Below are 22,377 nucleotides of genomic sequence, written 5' to 3'. Positions count from 1 at the left end.
GGGCATGGCGAAGGGGCCGGTGCCCCGGAAGGCACCGGCCCCTCTCAGCCGTCCGTGACGCTTACGCGTCCTTGCTCAGGTTCGGACCCGTGCCACCCGCCGCCTGCTCGATCGGCGGGACGTCCGGGAGAGCCGCCTTCTCCTCGCCGCGGAAGGTGAAGGTCTTGGTCTCGCCCTCGCCCTCCGTGTCCACGACCACGATGTGACCGGGGCGCAGCTCGCCGAAGAGGATCTTCTCCGACAGCGAGTCCTCGATCTCGCGCTGGATGGTGCGACGCAGCGGACGCGCACCCAGCACCGGGTCGTAGCCCTTCTTGGCCAGCAGCTCCTTGGCGGACTGGGAGAGCTCGATGCCCATGTCCCGGTCCTTCAGGCGCTCGTCGACCTTGTCGATCATCAGGTCGACGATCCGCAGGATGTCGGCCTGGGTGAGCTGCGGGAAGACGACCACGTCGTCGACGCGGTTGAGGAACTCGGGCCGGAAGTGCTGCTTGAGCTCGTCCGAGACCTTGTTCTTCATGCGCTCGTAGTTGGTCTTCGTGTCACCCGAGGCCGCGAAGCCCAGGTTGAAGCCCTTGGAGATGTCCCGGGTGCCGAGGTTGGTCGTCATGATGATGACCGTGTTCTTGAAGTCCACGACCCGGCCCTGGGAGTCGGTCAGGCGACCGTCCTCCAGGATCTGCAACAGCGAGTTGAAGATGTCCGGGTGGGCCTTCTCGACCTCGTCGAAGAGGACGACGGAGAACGGCTTGCGGCGGACCTTCTCGGTCAGCTGGCCGCCCTCTTCGTAGCCCACGTAGCCGGGGGGCGAACCGAAGAGACGCGAGACCGTGTGCTTCTCGCTGAACTCCGACATGTCGAGGGAGATCAGTGCGTCCTCGTCGCCGAAGAGGAACTCGGCGAGCGCCTTGGACAGCTCGGTCTTACCGACACCGGACGGGCCGGCGAAGATGAACGAGCCACCGGGACGCTTCGGGTCCTTCAGACCGGCACGCGTACGGCGGATCGCCTTCGACAGCGCCTTGACGGCGTCGTTCTGGCCGATGACCCGCTTGTGGAGCTCGTCCTCCATGCGGAGCAGGCGGCTGGACTCCTCCTCGGTCAGCTTGAAGACCGGGATGCCGGTGGCCGTGGCGAGGACCTCGGCGATCAGCTCGCCGTCGACCTCGGCGACGACGTCCATGTCGCCGGCCTTCCACTCCTTCTCCCGCTTGGCCTTGGCGGCCAGGAGCTGCTTCTCCTTGTCGCGCAGGGAGGCGGCCTTCTCGAAGTCCTGCGAGTCGATCGCGGACTCCTTGTCGCGGCGGACGCCGGCGATCTTCTCGTCGAACTCGCGCAGGTCCGGCGGCGCGGTCATCCGGCGGATGCGCATCCGGGAGCCGGCCTCGTCGATCAGGTCGATCGCCTTGTCCGGCAGGAAGCGGTCCGAGATGTACCGGTCGGCCAGGGTGGCGGCCTGGACCAGCGCCTCGTCGGTGATGGAGACGCGGTGGTGGGCCTCGTACCGGTCACGCAGACCCTTGAGGATCTCGATCGTGTGCGGCAGGGACGGCTCCGCGACCTGGATGGGCTGGAAGCGGCGCTCGAGGGCCGCGTCCTTCTCCAGGTGCTTGCGGTACTCGTCGAGCGTGGTCGCACCGATGGTCTGGAGCTCACCGCGGGCCAGCATCGGCTTCAGGATGGAAGCCGCGTCGATGGCGCCCTCGGCGGCACCCGCACCGACCAGCGTGTGGAGCTCGTCGATGAACAGGATGATGTCGCCGCGGGTGCGGATCTCCTTGAGGACCTTCTTCAGGCGCTCCTCGAAGTCACCGCGGTAGCGGGAGCCGGCGACCAGCGCGCCGAGGTCCAGGGTGTAGAGGTGCTTGTCCTTGAGGGTCTCGGGCACCTCGCCCTTGACGATGGCCTGGGCGAGGCCCTCGACGACGGCGGTCTTGCCGACGCCGGGCTCACCGATCAGCACCGGGTTGTTCTTGGTACGGCGGGACAGCACCTGCATGACCCGCTCGATCTCCTTCTCGCGCCCGATGACCGGGTCGAGCTTGGACTCACGAGCGGCCTGGGTGAGGTTCCGGCCGAACTGGTCGAGGACCAGGGACGTGGAGGGCGTGCCCTCGGCAGGACCGCCGGCGGCGGCGGTCTCCTTGCCCTGGTAACCGGAGAGCAGCTGGATGACCTGCTGCCGCACGCGGTTCAGATCTGCGCCCAGCTTGACGAGGACCTGGGCGGCGACGCCCTCGCCCTCGCGGATCAGGCCGAGCAGGATGTGCTCCGTGCCGATGTAGTTGTGGCCCAGCTGAAGGGCCTCGCGGAGCGACAGCTCCAGGACCTTCTTGGCACGGGGGGTGAAGGGGATGTGGCCGGACGGGGCCTGCTGGCCCTGGCCGATGATCTCCTCCACCTGCTGGCGGACCGCCTCGAGCGAAATCCCGAGGCTCTCAAGGGCCTTGGCGGCGACACCTTCACCCTCGTGGATCAGGCCCAGGAGGATGTGCTCAGTGCCGATGTAGTTGTGGTTGAGCATCCGGGCTTCTTCCTGAGCCAGGACGACAACCCGCCGCGCGCGGTCGGTGAACCTCTCGAACATCGTTAATCGCTCCTCAGAGCGGTCAGGCAGTGGGGGGAACTTCCCCTCCCTGTCCTTCCGCAGCTTAGTCCCGCGAGCGGGGACCGCTCATTCCAACTGCCGACACCGTCCTTGGCCTCCTGACCCCGAACGCCGACATCTGCTCCAACCCGATGGTGCGAGACGATGTTCCCGCAGGCCAGGCAGATACCCCACTCGCCAGTACGCCGATGGCGAACGTGAGACGTCCTTTCCTGCGTGTCGCCCCCTCCCACTAGGGATGTCTTACCCGTAGGGACCGGAAGTCCATGCCGAGCACCCCCGTCCCCTCCGCTACGGGCGAACAACCTTGCGCCTCCCCGCACCCCCCGCACGCCCCCGTTTCGACACTCTGTGCGCTCGGGACGCCACCCAGCGTAACCCGCACGCCCTTCCGGCTGTTGCGCTTGGCATGTTCGGCGCCCCTCCCCCCGTGATCACGTCCGCGACCCCGCTCGTGCCGCTCCCCCGCCGGCCGCTCGACCCGGCCGGCTCGAGCGGTCAGGTCCGGCGGTGGTACGAGAACGAACTGGGGTGGCCGACGGTGCCCGGCGAACCTCCGCGGCTGGTGGTGGGAGTGCGGTACGACGTCCTGGACGTGCCGGCGGAGGCGGGACACGCGGCACTGCGGCGCTCGGCGGCGGGCTCTCCCGTCGCCCTTCATGGCGACCGGATGCTGCTCCTGGTGGCCGCGGGCGGCGCGGAGGAGATTCCCGGGCTGCTGGAGTGGCTCGACTGGGGGTCCCTGCCGCTGGACCTGGTGCCGATCGGTGCGGGCGGCCTCATCGAGGCGCCGTCGCCCCCGGCATCCGAGCGGAGGGCGGTGCCGGCACCCTGCGGGCCGAACGCCGTGGTGCCCTGCGAACCGCAGGCCCCCTCGCCCCCCGGCGCGGACACACCGCTCGGGGACGCGCTGCCGCGGCCCGGTCCCCCGGGACGGGTCGGTTCCCAGGGGGCCGCCGTGTGGCTGCGGCCCCCCGAGCCGGGATGCGAGGTCGAGGCCTCGCTGCCGACGCTGTCGGCGCTGGGGGGCACTGGGGACGCCCCCGATCTCGTGCGGCTGGTGAACACGGTGGCGACCCAGTGCCACCGGGTCCGGCTGCGGCGCGCGTGCGCCCAGCCGCCGGCCATGCGTGCGCAGGGTCGGTAGTGCCGCTGTTCAGCCGTTGGCCTTCTCGTAAGCCTCGCGGATGGTCGCGGGAACACGGCCGCGGTCGTTGACCTCGTAGCCGTTCTCCTTCGCCCAGGCGCGGATCGCCGCGGTGTCCTGGCTGCCGCTCGCAGCGGCGCGCGCCTTTCCACCGCGCCCACCCGAAGCACGGCCTCCGGTACGACGACCGCCCTTCACGTAAGGCTCGAGAAGGCCACGGAGCTTGTCCGCATTGGCGGTGGTGAGATCGATCTCGTACGTCTTGCCGTCCAGCGCGAACGTCACGGTCTCGTCCGCCTCGCCACCGTCGAGGTCGTCGACAAGAAGGACCTGAACCTTCTGTGCCACCGGATTTCCTTTCATCGATATCTTCAGGGCCGGGGTGAGCCGGCGTCCGCCGTATCGCCGTCCCCTGTTATATGCAGTACTGCAGTACGTCGGAAAGCAAACCGCTTTTGCCGGAAAAACACAAACCCCCGGCAGAGACCGGCAGCCCGGGCTCGGTCCGGAAACGTGCGCGTTTCGGACATAGGGCACCTGGGCAGGGTCGGGTGCAGCGAATATGCCTAGACGAACCGAGCGGTCCTCTTGCGAGGGACTTGCGGTCGGCGATCACAGATGCAGAAGCATCCGGCTGTTGCCCAAGGTGTTCGGTTTCACTCGTTCGAGTCCGAGGAACTCCGCGACGCCCTCGTCATAGGAACGCAGCAGCTCCGCGTAGACATCCGTGTCGACGGGCGTCTCACCGATCTCCACGAAGCCGTGCTTGCTGAAGAAGTCGACTTCGAAGGTCAGACAGAAAACGCGGCGAACACCGAGCCGGCGGGCGGTCTGCAGCAACTTCTCCAGCACACGGTGTCCGACGCCCGCGCCCTTCAGGCCCGGCTTCACCGCGAGAGTGCGGACTTCCGCGAGGTCTTCCCACATCACGTGCAGCGCGCCGCAGCCGACGACCTCGGCGTTGTCGTCCCGTTCCGCGACCCAGAACTCCTGGATGTCCTCGTAAAGCGTCACCGTTGCTTTGTCGAGCAGGATGCCGCCGCGGACGTAGGCGTCGAGGAGGCGGCGCACGGCCGGGACATCGCTGGTGCGGGCCCGTCGGACGGTGATGGCTTTTGCGGTGGCTTCGGGGCTCTTCGCGGACATGGCGGGACGCTATCGCCCGCCGTGGTCCCGAGGGGAGGCGGGGTTCTCCGGGGGACCTTCCCGGGGTTCCGCTCGTTCGGTGGGTTCTGCGGATTCCGACGGTTCGGTCGGTTCCCGGGTTTCCGGGCCCTGGACGATGCGTACGGCATCGCTGAGGGACCGCCGCTGTTCCTCGCTCATCATGCCGAAGAAGGCGACGAGAGCGGCGGCGGGGTTGTCGCTCTGGGACCAGGCGTCGTTCATCAGGGCGGCCGCGTAGGCGGCGCGGGTGGAGACCGCCTCATATCGATAGGCGCGTCCTTCCGCCTCGCGGCGCACCCAGCCCTTCTGATGGAGATTGTCCAAAACGGTCATCACGGTGGTGTACGCGATGGACCGCTCCTTCTGAAGATCTTCCAGGACTTCTCGAACGGTCACCGGGCGGTTCCACTTCCACACCCGCGACATGACCGCGTCTTCGAGTTCTCCCAATGGGCGAGGCACAGCTCAGAACAATAGTGGGAGATCCCGGTAATGGCGTGGCGGACGTGCGCTTCACCGGCGAACGGGAACAAAAAGGGCGTACGACTCGAAAGTGCGGGCGCCGCGGGGTGCGGGCTCGCCGAGTCGTACGCCCTCGGAGGATGAGGTCAGGCTTCGGCCTTCGGCGGCGTGGCGGCGGGCTGGACGGCGCCCTCCACGCGTGCGAGGGCGGCGTCCACGGCCGCGTCCTCCTTGGCCTTGTTGGCGCCGCCCTGTGTCTTCACGATCACCCGGATCACGCCGATGAAGAAGATGGCCATGACGGCCGGGGGCAGGAGCGCGGAGACGTAGTCCATGGATCCAGGGTAGCCACGTCAGCCCGCGGCGAGCTGCTGGGGGTTCGCCGGGGGCGGCGGTGTCGGCTTGCGGCGCGGGAAGACCTCGCCGGGGGTGGGGATCGGACGGGAGGGCTTCGGAGTGCCGGGGTCGGGCGCGGGGGACGGGGCGGGCTTGGGGGCGGCCGGCTTGCGAGCGGGTTTCTTCTCGGGCTGCTTGTCCGGGCCGTTCCCGGCGGCGCCGACGAGGGCGCGGCGGCCTCCCGGGACGGCCAGGAGGCGGGTGCGGGAGCCGGGAACAGCGGCTGCGGGGGCAGCGTCGGCGGTGACGGGCGTGGCCGCGCAGCGGTCCAGCAGGGCCGCCGCGGCGGGGTTGCCGCGCAGGGCGCCCAGGGCGGCGAGGTCGTCGGGGAGGGGGCGGTAGCCGGCGCCCAGTGCCTCGTCCAGGAGTGCGAGGTAGCCGGCGGCGGTACCGGGGAGGGCGGCGCGGTAGCGGCCCAGGTCGGCCACGAGGAAGGCGCGCAGCCTGGCCCCCTCCCGCATCACCTCGTCGAGCGACTCTGCGAGGCGGAGGCAGTCCTGGACGTCGTCGGCCGAGGCGGGGGTGGGGTGGAGGGCAAGGGCGAGAGCGCGGCGGAGCACACGCAGCTCCTCCACGCCGAACGCCATGCCGCCGCGGGATCCGTATGGCGTGGGCATGCGGCGACGATACGCGCTAATCAGACAAATTCGACATAGGGGATGGGTGTGGCGCGGGGGACCACCCGTCCCGCCTAGGGCGTCCCCGACGTCGCGTCGTGCCCCGGAGGGCGGGTCCTGCGGCGTCCGGTGCGGTGGGAGTCCGGGCCGGGCGTCACGGGGCGGGCTTCGCCGTCCCTCCCGTCCCTGCCACGAGCGTGGCGCCCCACGGTGGACGCCGCGTCCGTGGCGGGGGCGGCCCGCCCCCGCCACGGACGCGGCGACTCACATCCGCGAGACGTTCCGCTCGTACACCAGCCGCAGCCCGATCAGCGTCAGCCACGGCTCGTGCTCGTCGATCACCGACGACTCGCCCAGGACCAGCGGCGCGAGCCCGCCCGTCGCGATGACGGTGACGTCGTCGGGCTCCTCCGACAGCTCGCGGGCCATGCGGTTGACCACCCCGTCGACCTGGCCGGCGAAGCCGTAGATGACACCCGACTGCATCGCCTCGACCGTGTTCTTGCCGATGACGCTGCGGGGCCGGGCCACCTCGATCTTGCGGAGCTGGGCGCCGCGGACGCCCAGGGCCTCCACGGAGATCTCGATGCCGGGCGCGATGACCCCGCCGACGTACTCGCCGCGCGCGCTGACCGCGTCGAACGTCGTCGCCGTGCCGAAGTCGACGACGATGGCGGGGCCGCCGTAGAGCTCGACCGCCGCGACCGCGTTGATGATGCGGTCGGCGCCGACCTCCTTGGGGTTGTCCATGAGGATCGGGACGCCCGTCTTGACGCCCGGCTCGACGAGGATGGCGGGCACGTCGCCGTAGTAACGCCGCGTCACCTCGCGGAGCTCGTGCAGGACCGAGGGGACGGTCGCGCAGATGGCGATGCCGTCGATGCCGTCGCCCAGCTCGTCGCCGAGGAGCGGGTGCATGCCCATCAGGCCCTGGAGGAGCACCGCCAGTTCGTCGGCGGTGCGGCGGGCGTCCGTGGAGATGCGCCAGTGTTCGACGATCTCGTCGCCGTCGAACAGGCCGAGGACGGTGTGGGTGTTTCCGACGTCGATCGTGAGCAGCATGACCCGTACCCGCCCTACTCCGCCGGCCGCAGGTCCAGGCCGATGTCCAGGATCGGCGAGGAGTGGGTGAGGGCACCGACGGCGAGGTAGTCGACGCCGGTGTCCGCGTACGCCTTGGCGTTGGCGAGGGTCAGACGGCCCGAGGCCTCCAGGGCGGCGCGGCCCTGGACGATCGCGACGGCCTCCACGCACTCGGCCGGCGTGAAGTTGTCCAGCAGGATCAGGTCGGCCCCGGCGTCCAGGACCTCGCGGAGCTGGTCCAGGGTGTCGACCTCCACCTCGATGGGGACGTCCGGGAAGCGTTCGCGGACCGCCTGGAACGCCTGGGCGACACCGCCCGCGGCGACCACGTGGTTGTCCTTGACCAGGGCCGCGTCCGAGAGGGACATGCGGTGGTTGACGCCGCCGCCGCAGCGGACCGCGTACTTCTCCAGGGAGCGCAGGCCCGGGGTGGTCTTGCGGGTGTCGCGGACCTTGGCCTTCGTGCCGTCCAGGACGTCCGCCCACGCGCGCGTGGCCGTCGCGATGCCCGACAGGCGGCACAGGATGTTCAGCGCGCTGCGCTCGGCCGTGAGGAGGTCGCGGGTGCGGGTGGTGACGGAGAGGAGCTTCTGGCCCGCCTCGACGCGGTCGCCGTCCTCGGCGTGGCGCTCGATCTCGAGCTCCTCCTCGCAGACCACCGAGATGACCGCCTCGGCGACGCGCAGGCCGGCCACCGTGCCCGCCTCGCGGGCGGTGAAGTCGGCCGTGGCCACCGCGTCCTCGGGGATGGTCGCCACCGTCGTGACGTCCACGCCGTGGGCCAGGTCCTCCTGGATGGCCACGTTGGCGAGGTCCTCGACCTCGACGGGGTCGAGGCCGGCGTCGGCCAGGAGCTGGGCGAGTGCGGGGTCCAGGCCGCACTCCAGGTATGCCTCGTCGTCCGCGCCGCAGGCGCAGCCGTCTCCGCAGCCTCCGGAGGAGGCGAGGGGAAGGTCGGGGGTGCTCACGTCGGTCACTGCTCCTGGGGGGCCTGGGTGGGGAGGGTTGCGGGGAAGTCTGTGGTGTCCGTGGTGTGCACGGCCAGCGTGCGGTCGGGGTTCAGGCGTACGACGATGTGACGGCGCCAGGTGGTGTCGTCGCGCTCGGGGCGGTCCTCGCGCCAGTGGCAGCCCCGGGTCTCCTCGCGCAGCAGGGCGGCGGCGACCAGCACGCGGGCCACGCACAGGAGGTTGGTGGCCTCCCAGGTGTCGACGCCGGCCTCGGCCGTCTTGCCGTTCTCGGCGAGGGCTTCCCGGGCGTCGGTGTGCAGTCGCTGGAGCTGGTCGGCGGCCTTGCCGAGGGACCCGGCCGAGCGCAGGACGCCCGCCCCGCTCGTCATGATCCGCTGGATCGCGAAGCGGGCCTCCGGGGTCTGCAGGGGGTGCTCGGGGATCTCCGGGTGCGGGACCGGCTCGGGCACGCGCGCGTGCAGGCCGTTCGCCGCGATGTCGGCCGCGATGCGCTCGGCGTAGACGAGCCCTTCGAGCAGGGAGTTGGACGCCAGGCGGTTGGCGCCGTGCACACCGGTGCAGGCGACCTCGCCGCACGCGTACAGGCCGGGGACGGTGGTCCGGCCCTGGGAGTCGGTGCGGACGCCACCGGAGGCGTAATGGGCGGCCGGGGCGACGGGGACGGGGGTGGTGACCGGGTCGATGCCGTGGGCGCGGCAGGCGGCGAGGATCGTCGGGAAGCGGTGTTCCCACATCTCGGCGCCGAAGTGACGGGCGTCGAGGAACATGTGCTCGGCGTCCTGCTCCTGCATGCGGCGCATGATGCCCTTGGCGACGATGTCGCGGGGGGCGAGTTCGGCGAGTTCGTGCTGCCCGACCATGAAGCGCACACCGTCGGCGTCGATCAGGTGGGCGCCCTCGCCGCGCACGGCCTCGGAGACCAGGGGCTGCTGGCCCTCCGCGTCCGGGCCGAGGAACAGCACGGTCGGGTGGAACTGGACGAACTCCAGGTCGCTGACCTCCGCGCCCGCCCGCAGCGCGAGCGCCACGCCGTCGCCCGTCGACACCGACGGGTTGGTGGTCGCCGAGAAGACCTGGCCCATGCCGCCGGTCGCGAGGACCACCGCGGGGGCGTGGACGGCCCCGACGCCGTCGTGCTGGCCCTCGCCCATGACGTGCAGGGTTACGCCGGCGGTGCGGCCCTCGGCGTCCGTGAGGAGGTCCAGGACGAGCGCGTTCTCGACGGTGCGCATGCCCCGCGCGCGTACGGCCTCGACCAGGGCGCGGGAGATCTCGGCGCCGGTGGCGTCGCCGCCGGCGTGGGCGATGCGGCGGCGGTGGTGGCCGCCCTCGCGGGTGAGTTCCAGACCGCCCTCGGTGGACTCGTCGAACCGGGCGCCGGTCTCGATGAGCCGGCGCACGGCGTCGGGACCCTCGGTGACCAGCAGGCGGACGGCGTCCTCGTCGCACAGGCCGGCACCCGCGACCAGGGTGTCGTCGAGGTGCTGCTCGGGGGTGTCGCCGTCACCGAGGGCCGCGGCGATGCCGCCCTGGGCCCAGCGGGTGGAGCCGTCGTCGAGACGGGCCTTGGTGACGACGACCGTCCGCAGGCCCGCTGCCTCGCAGCGCAGGGCGGCGGTCAGCCCGGCGACACCGGAGCCGACGACGACCACGTCCGCCGCGATGGACCAGCCGGGGGCGGGCGCGTGCAGTCGTATGCCTGTGGTGGTCACGAGGCGGCTCCGAAGCTTCCGAAGGTGAGGGGGATGTTGTCGATCAGCCGGGTCGTGCCGACCCGGGCGGCGACGGCGAGGACGGCGTCGCCGGTGAAGTCGTCCCCGATCTCGGTGAAGTCCGCGGGATCGACCAGGGCGAGGTAGTCCAGGGCGAGCGGCGGATCGAGGCGGGAGGCCTCGTCGAGGACCTGGCGTGCGGCTGCGCGCACGGCCGCCGGGCCGCCCGGGACGGCCGTCGCCACGGCGTGCGCGTCGGCCGCCGCGCGGGACTCCCCTATGGCGCTGAGCGCCTCCGCACGCGCGCGCGTGGCGGGCACCTCGCGGGCCCGGGCGCGCAGCGCCTCCTGCGCGGCATGCCGGTCCTGACCCGCGAACAGAGCCCCGGACAGGGCGAGGGCGGTCCGGCGCTCGGCGGCCGAGAGGTAGCGGTTGCGGCTGGACAGGGCCAGGCCGTCCTCCTCGCGGACGGTGGGCACGCCGACGATCTCCACACCGAAGTTCAGGTCCCGCACCATGCGGCGGATCAGGGCGAGTTGCTGGGCGTCCTTCTGGCCGTACAGGGCGACGTCGGGGCGGGTGAGGTGCAGCAGCTTGGCGACGACGGTGAGCATGCCGTCGAAGTGGCCGGGGCGGGAGGAGCCCTCCAGGCGCTCGCCCATGGGGCCCGCGGTGATGCGGACCTGGGGCTCGCCGCCGGGGTACACCTCGTCCACGGCGGGGGCGAACACCACGTCGGCGCCCGACTGTCCGGCGAGCTCGATGTCGGCGTCCAGGGTGCGCGGGTAGCGGTCGAGGTCCTCGCCCCGGCCGAACTGCAGCGGGTTGACGAAGACGGTGACGACGACCTCGCCGTCCGGCCCGGCGATGCCGCGCGCGGTGCGGATCAGCGTGGCGTGGCCCTCGTGCAGGGCGCCCATGGTCATCACCACGGCGCGACGGCCCGCACGCGTGCGTGCGCGCAGTTCGTCCGCGGTGCGCAGCAGGGTGGTGGTCATCGGACGTCCCCTTCGGTGCCGTCGGTCCCGTGGGCGAGTACCCCGAGGAGGTCCTCGGCGAGTTCCGGCTTCAGCAGCCCGTGGGCGAGGGCCCGGTCGGCGGTCGCGCGGGCCATCGCCAGGTAACCGGCGACGGTCTGCGGGGCGTGCCGGCGCAGCTCGGTGACGTGCGCGGCGACCGTGCCCGCGTCCCCGCGCGCGACCGGGCCGGTCAGGGCCGCGTCGCCGGAGCGCAGGGCGTTGTCCAGGGCCGCGCCGAGCAGCGGGCCGAGCATCCGGTCGGGGGCCGAGACACCGGCCGCGCTCAGCAGCTCCATGGACTGGGCGACCAGCGTGACCAGGTGGTTCGCGCCCAAGGCGAGCGCCGCGTGGTAGAGCGGCCGGTTCTCCTCGGCGATCCACTCCGGTTCGCCGCCCATCTCGATGACCAGGGCCTCGGCGGCCAGGCGCAGCTCCTCGGGGGCGGTGACGCCGAAGGAGCAGCCGGCCAGCCGCTGGACGTCCACGGGTGTGCCGGTGAAGGTCATCGCGGGGTGCAGGGCCAGCGGCAGGGCGCCCGCGCGCAGGGCGGGGTCGAGCACCCGCGCGCCGTACCGGCCGGAGGTGTGGACGAGCAGTTGCCCGGGCCGCACGGACCCGGTGTCGGCGAGACCGGTGACCAGCTCGGGCAGGGCGTCGTCGGGAACGGTCAGCAGCACCAGGTCGGCCCGCTTCAGGACCTCGGCGGGCGGCATCACCGGCACGTCGGGCAGCAGCTGCGCGGCCCGGCGCCGGGAGGTCTCCGAGACCGCCGAGACGGCGACCGGGCGGTGTCCGGCGAGCTGCAGGGACGCCGCCAGGGCGGGGCCGACGCGGCCGGCGCCGACGACGCCGACGGTGAGCCGCGCGGGGCGGTCCTTGGGGTCTGGCTGTGGGGTTGTGTTCACTCGACGGCGGCCTTCCCGTTCCAGTCCGCTCCGGGTACCGGACGATTTCTCGTCATGTTAACGCGATCGGTTCCAGGGGCGTTCGGTCGTCCACAGGCTGTGCATGCCCGTGCGGCATTCCCGGGACGGCGTACGGAAATGCGGATGCCCGGCGACGCGCGTGCGAGGGAGGATCCGGTCATGACCGATACAGCAGCGGAACAGGACGTACAGCCGGCGGACGAGGACCGGGGGGCACGGCTGCGGGAGCGGCGGCTGGCCGCCCACCGCTCGGCACGGCGCGTGTTCGCGCGCTTCGGCTTCCACCGGACCCTCCGGGAACGCCTGGCGGTGCTGGAGGAGGCGGCGGGCGTCCACGACCTGGACGAGCTGTGCGACCTGTACGGCGACGGTGTCGTCGAGGCGCTGGAGACGAAGGTCGCCGGGCTGCTCGGCACCGAGGCCGCCGCGTTCTTCCCGACGGGCACGATGGCCCAGCAGGTGGCCCTGCGCTGCTGGGCCGGCCGCACCGGGAACCCGACGGTCGCCCTGCACGCGCTCAGCCATCCCGAGGTGCACGAGCGGAACGCGTTCAGCGAGGTCGGCGGTCTGCGCCCGGTGCGGCTGACGAGCGAGCCGCGGCTGCCGACCGCCGCGGAGGTGCGCGACTTCGAGGAGCCCTTCGGGGCGCTGATGCTGGAACTGCCCCTCCGGGACGCCGGTTTCCTGCTGCCCACGTGGGAGGAGCTCACCGCGGTCGTGGAGGCCGCGCGGGACCGGGACGCGGTGGTGCACTTCGACGGGGCCCGCCTGTGGGAGTCCACCGTCCACTTCGGCCGCCCCCTGGAGGAGATCGCGGGCCTGGCCGACAGCGTCTACGTGTCGTTCTACAAGTCCCTGGAGGGGTACGGCGGCGCGGCGCTCGCCGGCCCCGCGGAGCTCGTCGCGGAGGCGAAGACCTGGCGGCACCGGTACGGCGGGATGGTCTTCCAGCAGTTCCCCACGGTGCTGTCGGCGCTGGTCGGGCTGGAGCGGCAGCTGCCCCGGCTGCCGGAGTACGTGGCCCACGCGCGCGTGGTGGCGGCCGCCCTGCGTGAGGGGTTCGCGGCGGCCGGGGTGCCGTGGGCGCGCGTGCACCCGGAGGTACCGCACACCCACGACTTCCAGGTCTGGCTGCCCTACGAGCCGGACGTCCTCGGGGAGGCGGCGGTCCGCACGGCCGAGGAGACGGGGGTGGTGCTGTTCGGCGGCGGCTGGGACCGGGGCGGTCCCGGGCTGGCCCGCACGGAGGTGCATGTGCGGGCCGAAGGGCTGGAGTGGACCGCCGAGGACGTGAAGGCGGCGGTGGCCGAGTTCGTGGCCCGGCTGCCGGAGCAGGTCAGGTAGAACGCCGCCGCCACCGCCTCAGGGCGTCCCGGAACCGGTGGCGGGCCGGACGGGCCGACAGGACCGCACGGAAGCGCCGTTCGTCGCGCCACTCCCGCACGACCTGCCGGTCGTGGGTGCCGGGCGCGGGCGGGGCGGGCTCGCCGAGGGAGCGGGCGCGGTACGCGTCGAGGAGGTGCTGCTGCGTGATGCTCATGGTGGATCGCCTCTGCGGGACGGGGTGATGGAGGTCCGAAGGCTCCGCGGCTGCCCCGGTGATCCCACGGTGCGCCCGCGGCGGGGGCGGCGTCGCGTCGATTGACGAGGCCCGTCAATCGACGGGGCGTTGTCGGTGGCGGGGTGCACCATGAGGTCATGAGCGTGCACATCGACATCGCGGGGCTGCGGCCGACGGGGGCGCCCCCTGAGCCGAGAGCTTGGGGGAAGGTCGCGGTCGTGCCGTCGCCCCTGGCCGAGCTCGGCATGGCGCTGCACGCGCTGTCCGAGCCGGCGCACCACCCGGGCCTGCAGGGCTGGGTGACGGGGGTGACGGCCCGGCTCGATCCGCATCTGGCCGACCGGATGTGCGAGGCGGACTTCCTGTGGCGGACGACGTTCTCGGACCTGTTCCTGCCCTGGGCGGGCCTGCCGGACCGCGGGGCGCTCCCGGGCGCCACCCTCGCCGAGGAGCTGGACCAGCTCGACAAGCTGTCCGACGAGCAGTTCGTGGACGCGGCGCTGGAGTTCACCTGTGCCCTCGGCTACGGCGAGTGCGGGCCGACGGCGCTGTCCGACCCCGGGGCGCGCCGCCGGGCGCTGGATCTGGCCGCCGCGCGCGGACCGCGGCAGATGCGGTTCAGCGAGCGGCTGCTGGCCGACCCGCCCAGGATCCGGGCGTGGCTGCGGCAGTTCCTCCGGGACTGCGACGAGGCGTTCTTCGCGGAGGCCTGGTCCCGGCTGCGCCACCAGCTCGCGGCGGACGCCCGGCACAAGACGGACCTGCTGCGGCGCAAGGGCCTGGCCGAGGCGCTGGCCGCCGTCTCCCCGGCGATCACGCTCGACGAGGAGGCCGATCGGATCACGGTCGACAAACTGGGCGACGGCCGTACGGCCACGGGCGACGGCGGCCTGCTGCTCGTCCCGACCAGCCTGGGCTGGCCCCATCTGATGGTCCTGCACCGGTACGGCTGGCAGCCGGTGCTGCACTACCCGGTCGGCTCCCCGGAGCTCACCGCACCGCAGACGCTCGAACAGCTGGCCATGCGGATGACGGCGCTGTCCCACCCGGTCCGGATGCGCATGTGCCGTCATCTGGCCCGCAGCGCGCACACCACCAGCGAGCTGGCGCAGGTGCACGGCATGACGGCGCCGGAGATATCCCGGCATCTGGCCGTGCTGAAGAAGGCGGGCCTGATCACCACCCGCCGCCGCGGCCGCTACGTCCTGCACCAGCTGGACGTGACGGTGGTGGCCCGGCTCGGCAGCGAGTTCCTGGAGGGGATCCTCAGGTAGCGGGCCCGCGCGTGCGGGTCAGCCGTGCCCGCCGGCCCGCACCAGCCCCGTCTCGTAGGCCAGCACCACGACCTGCACCCGGTCCCTGAGGCCCAGCTTGGTCAGGATGCGGCCCACGTGCGTCTTCACGGTCGCCTCCGACAGCACCAGCCGCGCCGCGATCTCACCGTTGGACAGGCCCTGCGCGACCAGCATCATGACCTCGCGCTCGCGTTCGGTGAGCCGCTCCAGCTCCTTGTGCTGGGGCTGCTTGGTGCCCGGCAGCATGGGCGCGAAGCGGTCCAGGAGCCGCCGGGTGGTGGAGGGCGCGACGACGGCGTCACCGCTGTGCACGGCCCTGATCGCGGCCAGCAGCTCGGCCGGCGGCACGTCCTTGAGCATGAAGCCGGAGGCGCCCGCCTTCAGCCCGGAGAAGGCGTACTCGTCGAGGTCGAAGGTGGTCAGGATGAGCACCTTCGGCGGGTCGGTGTCCGCGCAGATCCGCCGGGTCGTCTCCACCCCGTCGAGCTTCGGCATGCGGACGTCCATCAGCACCACGTCGACCTCGGCCCTGCGCAGTTCCTGGAGGGCCTCGACACCGTCGCCCGCCTCCGCGACGACCTCCATGTCCGGCTGGGCGGCGAGCACCATCCGGAACCCGGTGCGCAGCAGCACCTGGTCGTCGACGAGCATCACGCGGATCGTCATCGGGCCTCTTCCATAAGGGTCGTTACAGGTGTCAGCAAGGTGCGTGTGCGGGTGTCAGTGCGCGGGTTTGAGCGGCAGCAGGGCACTGATGCGGAATCCTCCGCCCGGGCGCGGGCCGGCGTCCAGGGTGCCGCCGACCATACCGACCCGCTCGCGCATGCCGATCAGGCCGTGGCCCTGGCCGTCGAACCCGCCCTCCTCGTACAGCTCGTGCGGGGCGCCCTTGCCGTCGTCCTCGACGAGCAGGCCGAGGCCGTCGTCGAAGTACACCAGCCGCACGCTCGCGCCCGCGTCGGCGCCGCCGTGCTTGCGGGTGTTGGTGAGCGCCTCCTGCACGATGCGGTAGGCGGTGAGCTCGACGCCGCTGGGCAGCGGGCGGGGCGTGCCCTCGACCTTGAAGTCGACGGGCAGTCCGGAACCGCGGCACTGCTCGACCAGGTCCTCGATCTGCCGCACATCGGGCTGCGGCACGTACTCGCCGGCCTCCTGGTGCTCACCGGTGCGCAGCACGCCCAGCAGGCGGCGCATCTCGGCGAGGGCCTGGCGGCCGGTGGAGGAGATGGTCTCCAGGGCCTTCTTGGCCTGGTCGGGCGCGGCGTCGAGGACGTAGGCGGCGCCGTCGGCCTGGACCACCATCACCGAGACGTTGTGCGCGACGACGTCGTGCAACTCGCGGGCGATGCGGGCGCGTTCGGCGGCGACGGCGACCTTGGACTGCGCCTCGCGCTCCTTCTCCAGGCGGGCGGCCCGCTCCTCGAGCTGCGCGAAGTAGGCGCGGCGGGTGCGGATGGAGTCGCCCAGCACCCAGGCGAGGGCGAAGGGCACGGTCATGAAGACCGTCAGGACGATGTTGCCGAAGACGGTGGTCTCGTCGGTCGGCCAGCGCACCTGGGCCAGGGGGGCCGCGCACAGGCCGGCGCCCAGCGCGAAGCGGGAGGCCCAGCGTGCGCCCTCAGCGGCGACCGTGTAGACGATCACCAGCATGGCGAAGTCGGCGGGGCCGATCTCCACGTCGGTGATCAGCTGGGCCACCCCGGCCGCGGCCGCGAGCAGCAGCATCTTCTCCGGCATCCGCCGGCGCAGCGCGATCACCAGGCACAGCAGCAGGGTGAGCGGAACGGCGGCGGCCGGGGATCCGTAACCGCCCGCCACGCCGCCCACCAGCGACATCCCGAGGAGGACGACGGCCCAGGTGCCGTCGAGCCACGTCGGGTGCCTGCGGAGGAAGTCATAGAGGCGCTGCACGTAACCCAGCGTAGGGAAGCGGGATAGGTGCAGGGGTCAACCGGAGGGCCGATCCGTACCCGTCGCGCATACTCCGCAAGGTGGAGTTGCGTACGTTGCGTGCGCTTAGCCTGGGCCGGTGACAGCGGGAACCGGGGATCAGTGGCGCGGGTGGCGCGCGGCGGCGCAGGACGCCCTGTACGCGCCGGGGGGCTTCTACCGGCGCGCGGAGGGGCCGGCCGGACATTTCCGGACGTCCGTGCACGCGTCGCCACTGTTCGCCGGGGCCGTGGCGCGGCTGCTGTGCCGGGTCGACGAGGCTCTGGGGCGGCCCGAGGTGCTGGATTTCGTCGACATGGCGGCCGGGCGGGGCGAGCTGGCCGGCGGGGTGCTCGCCGCGCTCCCCGCCGATGTGGCGGCCCGCACGCGCGCGTACGCCGTCGAGATCGCCGAGCGGCCCGCGGGGCTCGATCACCGGATCGAGTGGCTGGCCGAGCCCCCGCGGGGGACGACCGGGCTGCTGTTCGCCAACGAGTGGCTGGACAACGTCCCCGTGGAGGTCGCCGAGGTGGACGCCGCGGGCGTCGCGCGGGTGGTGCTGGTCCGGGAGGACGGGACCGAGCGGCTCGGCGAGCCGGTGGACGGGGCGGCGGCGCGGTGGCTGGAGCGGTGGTGGCCGCTGCCCGGCGAGGAGGGGCTGCGGGCCGAGATCGGCCTGCCCCGCGACGAGGCCTGGGCCACGGCGGTCGCGACGCTCCGCCGGGGGCTCGCCGTCGCCGTGGACTACGCGCACACGGCGGACACCCGGCCGCCGTTCGGGACGCTCACCGGCTTCCGCGGAGGCCGCGAGACCACACCGGTGCCCGACGGCTCCCGCGACCTCACCGCCCATGTCGCCCTCGACGCGTGCGCGCTGCCCGGTGGGCGGGTGCTTGCCCAGCACGAGGCGCTGCGCGCCCTGGGCGTGACCGGCGCACGCCCCCCGCTGACGCTGGCCTCCACCGACCCCGCCGCGTACGTGCGTGCTCTCGCGAGTGCCGGAGAGGCCGCCGAGCTCACCGCCGCGGGCGGGCTGGGCGACTTCGGCTGGCTGGTACAGCCGGTCGCCGTCCCGGACCCGTTCCGGGAGTGAGCCCTACTTGTCGATGTCCCCGACCACGAAGAACATCGACCCCAGGATCGCCACCATGTCCGCCACCAGCGTCCCCGGCAGCAGCTCCGTCAGCGCCTGGATGTTGTTGTACGACGCCGAGCGCAGCTTCAGCCGGTACGGGGTCTTCTCGCCCTTGCTGACGAGGTAGTAGCCGTTGATGCCGAGGGGGTTCTCGGTCCACGCGTACGTGTGGCCCTCGGGCGCCTTCAGGACCTTCGGGAGCCGCTGGTTGACCGGCCCGGGCGGCAGCTCGACGAGCCGGTCCAGGCAGGCGTCGGCCAGGTCCAGCGCGTTGTGCGTCTGCTCCAGGAGGCATTCGAAGCGGGCCAGGCAGTCGCCCTCCTGCCGGGTGACCACCTTCAGGGTGTCCTGGAGCTCGCCGTAGGCGAGGTACGGCTCGTCCCGGCGCAGGTCGAAGTCGACGCCCGAGGCGCGCCCGATCGGCCCGCTCACCCCGTACGCGTGCACGGCCTCCGGCGAGAGCCTGCCCACGCCCCGGGTGCGGCCCCGGAAGATCTCGTTGCCGAGCACCAGGTCGTCGAAGCGGTCCATCCGGGAGCGCACATCGGCGACGGAGGCACGCGCGCGCGTGGTCCACCCGGCCGGCAGGTCCTCCTTGAGGCCGCCCACGCGGTTGAACATGTAGTGCATCCGCCCGCCGGAGATCTCCTCCATGACGTGCTGGAGCTCCTCGCGCTCCCGGAAGGCGTAGAAGATCGGGGTGATCCCGCCGAGCTCCAGCGGGTACGAGCCGAGGAACATCAGGTGGTTGAGCACCCGGTTCAGCTCGGCGAGCAGGGTGCGCAGCCACACCGCGCGCTCGGGGACCTCCATGCCGAGCATCCGCTCCACGGCGAGGACCACGCCCAGCTCGTTGGAGAACGCCGACAGCCAGTCGTGGCGGTTGGCGAGCATGATGATCTGGCGGTAGTCGCGCGCCTCGAACAGCTTCTCCGCGCCGCGGTGCATATAGCCGATCACCGGCTCCGCGTGCCTGATGCGCTCGCCGTCCAGGACGAGCTTCAGCCGCAGCACGCCATGGGTGGACGGGTGCTGCGGCCCGATGTTGAGCACCATGTCGGTGCTCTCCGCGGCGCCGCCGATTCCGACCATGGTCTCCGTCGTAGGAGTCATGGACACAGTCTCTCCTACGTACGCTGGCCCCATGGATACGGGGAGTCCGCACGAGGCGGGGCCGGACGGGCCGCGGGGCACGATCGAGGCGGCCGGGGGCGAGCCGGCGTGGATCGCGCTGCCGCCCGGCCTGCTGAGGATGCGCCGGCTGCTGCTGGTGGTGTGGCTGGGGTTGATCGCCCTGGCCGCCGGGTTGCTGCCGGGGCTGCTGGCCGGGCCCGCCTGGGCCGCCTTCGCGCTGCCGCCGCTGGCGCTGATGGCCTGGGGCTGGGTGATGATCGAGCGCAACTGGCGTTCCTGGCGGTACGCCGAGCGGGCCGACGACCTGCTGATCAGCCGTGGCGTGCTGTGGCGCGAGGAGACGGTCGTGCCCTACGGACGGATGCAGCTGGTCGAGGTCACCTCCGGACCCGTCGAACGGCACTTCGGGCTGGCCAGCGTGCAGCTGCACACGGCCGCCGCGGCCACCGACGCCACTATCCCCGGCCTGGACCCGGCCGAGGCGGAACGGCTGCGCGACCGGCTCACCGAGCTGGGCGAGGCCCGATCGGCGGGGCTGTGACGGCGCCCGGGGCCGCCGAGACCTCACCGGCCGCCGTCGAGGTCACCGAGCGGCGGCTGCACCCCGTCACACCGCTGCGCCGCGCCTGGGCACCGGTCGCCGTGCTCATCGGCTGGGCCGTGCACGACCCCGACGGGGCGCAGCGCCATCTGACCCGGCTGACGACGACCACCCTGCTGATCGGTCTCGCCGTGCTCGTCCCGGCCGCCGCCCTCTACGGCTTCTGCTCCTGGTGGTTCACGCACTTCGCGGTGACCGGGACCGAACTGCGCATCCGTACCGGACTCGTCTTCCGGCGCACCGCGCACATCCGGCTGGAGCGGATCCAGGCCGTCGACATCACCCAGCCGCTGCTGGCCCGGGTCGCGGGCGTCTCCAAGCTCAAACTCGACGTCATAGGCACCGACAAGAAGGACGAACTGGCCTTCCTCGGCGCCGATGAGGCCCGGTCGCTCCGGGCCGAACTGCTCGCCCGGGCGGCCGGTTTCGCCCCCGAGACCGCGCACGAGGTCGGGGAGGCCCCGTCCCGGCAGCTGCTGCGGGTGCCGCCCGGCGTGCTCGCCCTGTCGCTGGTGCTCACGGGCGCGACCTGGGTGTCGCTGGCCGCGGCGCTCGTCGTCCCGCCGGTGCTGTGGCTGCTCACCCACAGCCTGTGGACGGTCCTCGCGGTCGCCCTGCCGCTGCTGGGCGCGGCGGGCGCGAGCAGCGTCGGGCGGTTCGTCGCCGAGTACGACTGGACGGTGGGCGAGTCGCCCGACGGGCTGCGCATCGACCACGGGCTGCTGGACCGGGCCCACGAGACGGTGCCGCCGGGGCGGGTGCAGACCGTGCGGATCGTGGAACCGCTGCTGTGGCGGCGGCGCGGCTGGGTGCGCGTGGAACTGGACGTGGCGGGCTCGTCCAACTCCGTGCTGGTGCCGGTCGCTCCGCGCGAGATCGCCGAGGACGTCGTCGGGCGCGTGCTGCCCGGCGTGAGCGTGCCGGAGGCCGCGGCCCTGTCGCCCGCGCCGCGCAGCGCCCGCTGGTGCGTGCCCCTGTGGTGGCGCGGCTACGGACTCGCCGTCACGGACGCGGTGTTCGCGGCCCGGTCCGGGCTGCTGCGGCGGAGCCTGGCGCTGGTGCCGCACGCCAAGGTCCAGAGTGTGCGGATGACACAGGGGCCGTGGGAGCGGGCCCGGGGCGTCGCCGACGTGTGTGTGGACACAGGCGCGAACAAGACGGTGCGGGCCCGGCTGCGTGAGGCCGGTGAGGCGCGCGAGTTGCTGGCGGCACAGGCGGAGCGGTCCCGGACGGGGCGCAGGGACGCGCGGCCGGACCGCTGGATGGCCTGACCGTCCGCACACCGAGGGCCCCCCGGCCGTAGCCGAGGGGCCCTCCGTCGCGACGAGCGTCAGGACACCGCGCTGCGCAGTCCCTGTACGTCGATCTGCTCCGTCTCGTCGTGCGCCGTCAGGTCGATGACCTGGCCGATGCCGCGCGACTCCTCGTCGGCCGGCTTGTACCGGGCCTCGGTCTCGGCCTTGTGCAGGGCGAGCGCCTCCTGGCCGACGACATCGGCGAGGTCCTCGTTCTGCACCGCCTCCAGGGCCGCGCGCGAGGTGCCTGGCTTGGTGCCGAAGAAGTCGAATCCGCCCTCGGTCAGCGGACGCCGGGCCGGCGGCTGCGGGGGGACGGCCACGGCGGTCGGCACGGTGTAGTGCCCGGAGAGCCTGCCTCCGGGCAGCTCGGCCCGGGCGGTCCGCTCGGCCCGCGCGGCCTCCGGGAGCTGACCGGCCTCGCCGGCCGGGCCGGAGGTCGTTCCGGCCGGGCCGGAGGTCTCGCCGCGGGGCGCGGAGGTCTCGGCGTCGGGCGCGGGCGTCTCGGCGGTCGCGCGCTCGTGCCCGTCGGCGGCCGCCTCGGACCGCCCCTGCGTCTCGTCCTCCCGCGCCTGTTCCCGCTGCTCCGCCTGCTCCTGCTTCGGCTCCTGCGCGGGGTCCGCTTCCTCGCCCTTCGGCACGCCGTCGCCGTCACCGCCGCCGTCCGGGTCCGGGGCCGTCTCACCGTCGAACCGGGCCAGTGCGGCCGCGGCCCGCAGGAACAGCCGGGAACCCTCGGGCGAGAAGACGGCGGGAACCGCGGGCTCCTCCTCGGCGGCGACAGCGGCCGGCGCCTCCTCCGGCCCCGGCGCCGCGTCCGTGTCCGCCGTCCCCGCCGGCAGCGCGGCGCGTGCCGGAACCGTCGCCTCTATCTCGAGCACCCGGCGTTCCTCCAGGACGCTCGCGCGCTCGGTCTCCGCCGTGGCGTACCGGCGCAGCAGCGCGGCGTGTTCGTTGCGCAGCCCGGCCAGTTCCGTGCGCTTGGCGCGCAGCCGCTGCTCCAGCTTGCCGCGCAGCTCGCGCGACTCCTCGAGGTCGGCCTCCAGTTCGGCGACCCGCTCCTCGAAGCGCCACTCGTCGCTCGCACGCGCGCGCGTGAGGTCGGCGACGCGCTTGCCCGCCTGGGTGTCCCAACGGCGCAGCACGACAGCGCCGATGACCGCCGTCGCCGCGGCGGCAGCGGCCAGACCGCGGAGCACCATCGGCTCCGTGAACACCCAGGGCCCCAGGGCGCAGACGAGGGAGACGCCTGCGATCGCCGACGGGGGCAGCAGCCTGTGCAGGGGCGGGGAATGGCGATGACGTCCACGTGGCATGGC

General features: G+C 72.8%; 22 protein-coding genes. 6 read left to right on the top strand and 16 right to left on the bottom strand.

Features of this window, described 5'->3' with window-relative positions; translation table 11 throughout:
• Positions 1-61: 61 nt before the first annotated feature.
• Positions 62-2,587, bottom strand: a complete 2,526-nt coding sequence (locus ACFY9E_RS15700) for an AAA family ATPase (RefSeq protein ID WP_390983574.1) — start codon at positions 2,585-2,587, stop codon at positions 62-64.
• A gap of 430 nt (positions 2,588-3,017) precedes the next feature.
• On the opposite strand from ACFY9E_RS15700, the gene ACFY9E_RS15695 reads away from it, so the two are divergent.
• On the top strand, positions 3,018-3,755 hold the full coding sequence (locus tag ACFY9E_RS15695; RefSeq protein WP_390983572.1) for an SCO3374 family protein: 738 nt from the start codon (positions 3,018-3,020) through the stop codon (positions 3,753-3,755).
• A 9-nt stretch (positions 3,756-3,764) separates the two neighbouring features.
• On the opposite strand, the gene ACFY9E_RS15690 is transcribed toward ACFY9E_RS15695, so the two are convergent.
• The 10 genes from ACFY9E_RS15690 to ACFY9E_RS15645 all read right to left on the bottom strand — a co-directional run bounded on the left by ACFY9E_RS15690 (position 3,765) and on the right by ACFY9E_RS15645 (position 12,087).
• Positions 3,765-4,103, bottom strand: coding sequence for a histone-like nucleoid-structuring protein Lsr2 (locus ACFY9E_RS15690; protein ID WP_390983570.1), 339 nt, complete (start codon positions 4,101-4,103; stop codon positions 3,765-3,767).
• Positions 4,104-4,367: 264 nt separating this feature from the next.
• Complete coding sequence (locus ACFY9E_RS15685; RefSeq protein WP_390983568.1) at positions 4,368-4,901, bottom strand: amino-acid N-acetyltransferase; 534 nt, start codon at positions 4,899-4,901, stop codon at positions 4,368-4,370.
• Between the two features lie 9 nt (positions 4,902-4,910).
• Positions 4,911-5,348, bottom strand: coding sequence for a BlaI/MecI/CopY family transcriptional regulator (locus tag ACFY9E_RS15680; protein WP_390983717.1), 438 nt, complete (start codon positions 5,346-5,348; stop codon positions 4,911-4,913).
• 182 nt (positions 5,349-5,530) lie between these two features.
• Positions 5,531-5,719 carry a hypothetical protein gene (locus ACFY9E_RS15675; RefSeq protein WP_390983566.1) on the bottom strand — a complete coding sequence of 63 codons (189 nt, stop codon included), beginning with the start codon at positions 5,717-5,719 and terminating at the stop codon, positions 5,531-5,533.
• 18 nt (positions 5,720-5,737) lie between these two features.
• A complete protein-coding gene (locus tag ACFY9E_RS15670) occupies positions 5,738-6,397 on the bottom strand; it encodes a hypothetical protein (RefSeq protein WP_390983564.1) in 660 nt (219 codons plus the stop codon).
• 264 nt (positions 6,398-6,661) lie between these two features.
• A complete protein-coding gene (locus ACFY9E_RS15665; RefSeq protein WP_390983562.1) occupies positions 6,662-7,459 on the bottom strand; it encodes a type III pantothenate kinase in 798 nt (265 codons plus the stop codon).
• A gap of 14 nt (positions 7,460-7,473) precedes the next feature.
• Positions 7,474-8,448, bottom strand: coding sequence for a carboxylating nicotinate-nucleotide diphosphorylase (gene nadC, locus ACFY9E_RS15660; protein ID WP_390983559.1), 975 nt, complete (start codon positions 8,446-8,448; stop codon positions 7,474-7,476).
• Between the two features lie 5 nt (positions 8,449-8,453).
• Complete coding sequence (locus ACFY9E_RS15655; protein ID WP_390983556.1) at positions 8,454-10,163, bottom strand: L-aspartate oxidase; 1,710 nt, start codon at positions 10,161-10,163, stop codon at positions 8,454-8,456.
• A complete protein-coding gene (panC, locus tag ACFY9E_RS15650) occupies positions 10,160-11,161 on the bottom strand; it encodes a pantoate--beta-alanine ligase (protein ID WP_390983553.1) in 1,002 nt (333 codons plus the stop codon). Before panC ends, ACFY9E_RS15655 begins: the two co-directional genes overlap by 4 nt.
• Entirely contained in the window at positions 11,158-12,087 is a 930-nt protein-coding gene (locus tag ACFY9E_RS15645) for a DUF2520 domain-containing protein (protein ID WP_390983550.1), read from the bottom strand. Before ACFY9E_RS15645 ends, panC begins: the two co-directional genes overlap by 4 nt.
• A gap of 180 nt (positions 12,088-12,267) precedes the next feature.
• Here ACFY9E_RS15645 and ACFY9E_RS15640 point away from each other — a divergent pair, with 180 nt between their 5' ends.
• Positions 12,268-13,452: a beta-eliminating lyase-related protein gene (locus ACFY9E_RS15640; RefSeq protein WP_390983548.1), complete on the top strand. Its 1,185-nt coding sequence runs from the start codon at positions 12,268-12,270 to the stop codon at positions 13,450-13,452.
• On the opposite strand, the gene ACFY9E_RS15635 is transcribed toward ACFY9E_RS15640, so the two are convergent.
• Positions 13,445-13,648: a hypothetical protein gene (locus tag ACFY9E_RS15635; protein ID WP_390983545.1), complete on the bottom strand. Its 204-nt coding sequence runs from the start codon at positions 13,646-13,648 to the stop codon at positions 13,445-13,447. The two genes, ACFY9E_RS15640 and ACFY9E_RS15635, sit on opposite strands and share 8 nt — an antisense overlap.
• Positions 13,649-13,806: 158 nt before the next feature.
• On the opposite strand from ACFY9E_RS15635, the gene ACFY9E_RS15630 reads away from it, so the two are divergent.
• Complete coding sequence (locus ACFY9E_RS15630; RefSeq protein ID WP_390983542.1) at positions 13,807-14,943, top strand: DUF5937 family protein; 1,137 nt, start codon at positions 13,807-13,809, stop codon at positions 14,941-14,943.
• Between the two features lie 18 nt (positions 14,944-14,961).
• On the opposite strand, the gene ACFY9E_RS15625 is transcribed toward ACFY9E_RS15630, so the two are convergent.
• Together ACFY9E_RS15625 and ACFY9E_RS15620 are read right to left on the bottom strand one after the other, a co-directional pair.
• Positions 14,962-15,630 (bottom strand): response regulator, encoded by a 669-nt coding sequence (locus ACFY9E_RS15625; protein WP_390983540.1) that lies wholly within the window; start codon positions 15,628-15,630, stop codon positions 14,962-14,964.
• Between the two features lie 54 nt (positions 15,631-15,684).
• The gene (locus ACFY9E_RS15620) at positions 15,685-16,875 is read right to left on the bottom strand and encodes a histidine kinase (RefSeq protein WP_390983537.1); all 1,191 of its coding nucleotides are present in this window, start codon (positions 16,873-16,875) and stop codon (positions 15,685-15,687) included.
• Positions 16,876-16,993: 118 nt separating this feature from the next.
• On the opposite strand from ACFY9E_RS15620, the gene ACFY9E_RS15615 reads away from it, so the two are divergent.
• Positions 16,994-17,986, top strand: a complete 993-nt coding sequence (locus tag ACFY9E_RS15615) for an SAM-dependent methyltransferase (RefSeq protein WP_390983534.1) — start codon at positions 16,994-16,996, stop codon at positions 17,984-17,986.
• A 3-nt stretch (positions 17,987-17,989) separates the two neighbouring features.
• Here the strand turns inward: ACFY9E_RS15615 and ACFY9E_RS15610 are convergent, their stop codons facing one another.
• On the bottom strand, positions 17,990-19,141 hold the full coding sequence (locus ACFY9E_RS15610) for an NADH-quinone oxidoreductase subunit D (protein ID WP_390983531.1): 1,152 nt from the start codon (positions 19,139-19,141) through the stop codon (positions 17,990-17,992).
• Positions 19,142-19,172: 31 nt separating this feature from the next.
• On the opposite strand from ACFY9E_RS15610, the gene ACFY9E_RS15605 reads away from it, so the two are divergent.
• The gene (locus tag ACFY9E_RS15605) at positions 19,173-19,703 is read left to right on the top strand and encodes a PH domain-containing protein (RefSeq protein ID WP_390983528.1); all 531 of its coding nucleotides are present in this window, start codon (positions 19,173-19,175) and stop codon (positions 19,701-19,703) included.
• Positions 19,700-21,034 carry a PH domain-containing protein gene (locus ACFY9E_RS15600; RefSeq protein ID WP_390983526.1) on the top strand — a complete coding sequence of 445 codons (1,335 nt, stop codon included), beginning with the start codon at positions 19,700-19,702 and terminating at the stop codon, positions 21,032-21,034. Before ACFY9E_RS15605 ends, ACFY9E_RS15600 begins: the two co-directional genes overlap by 4 nt.
• A gap of 59 nt (positions 21,035-21,093) precedes the next feature.
• Here ACFY9E_RS15600 and ACFY9E_RS15595 read toward each other — a convergent pair whose 3' ends face one another.
• Positions 21,094-22,374 carry a hypothetical protein gene (locus ACFY9E_RS15595; RefSeq protein WP_390983523.1) on the bottom strand — a complete coding sequence of 427 codons (1,281 nt, stop codon included), beginning with the start codon at positions 22,372-22,374 and terminating at the stop codon, positions 21,094-21,096.
• Between the last annotated feature and the right edge of the window lie 3 nt (positions 22,375-22,377).

Source organism: Streptomyces sp. NPDC012466, from assembly GCF_042955215.1.
In the GTDB taxonomy this organism is placed as follows: Bacteria; Actinomycetota; Actinomycetes; order Streptomycetales; family Streptomycetaceae; genus Streptomyces.
The sequence above is the reverse complement of the archived record's forward strand: the minus strand, read 5'-3'. Positions and strand labels throughout refer to the sequence as shown.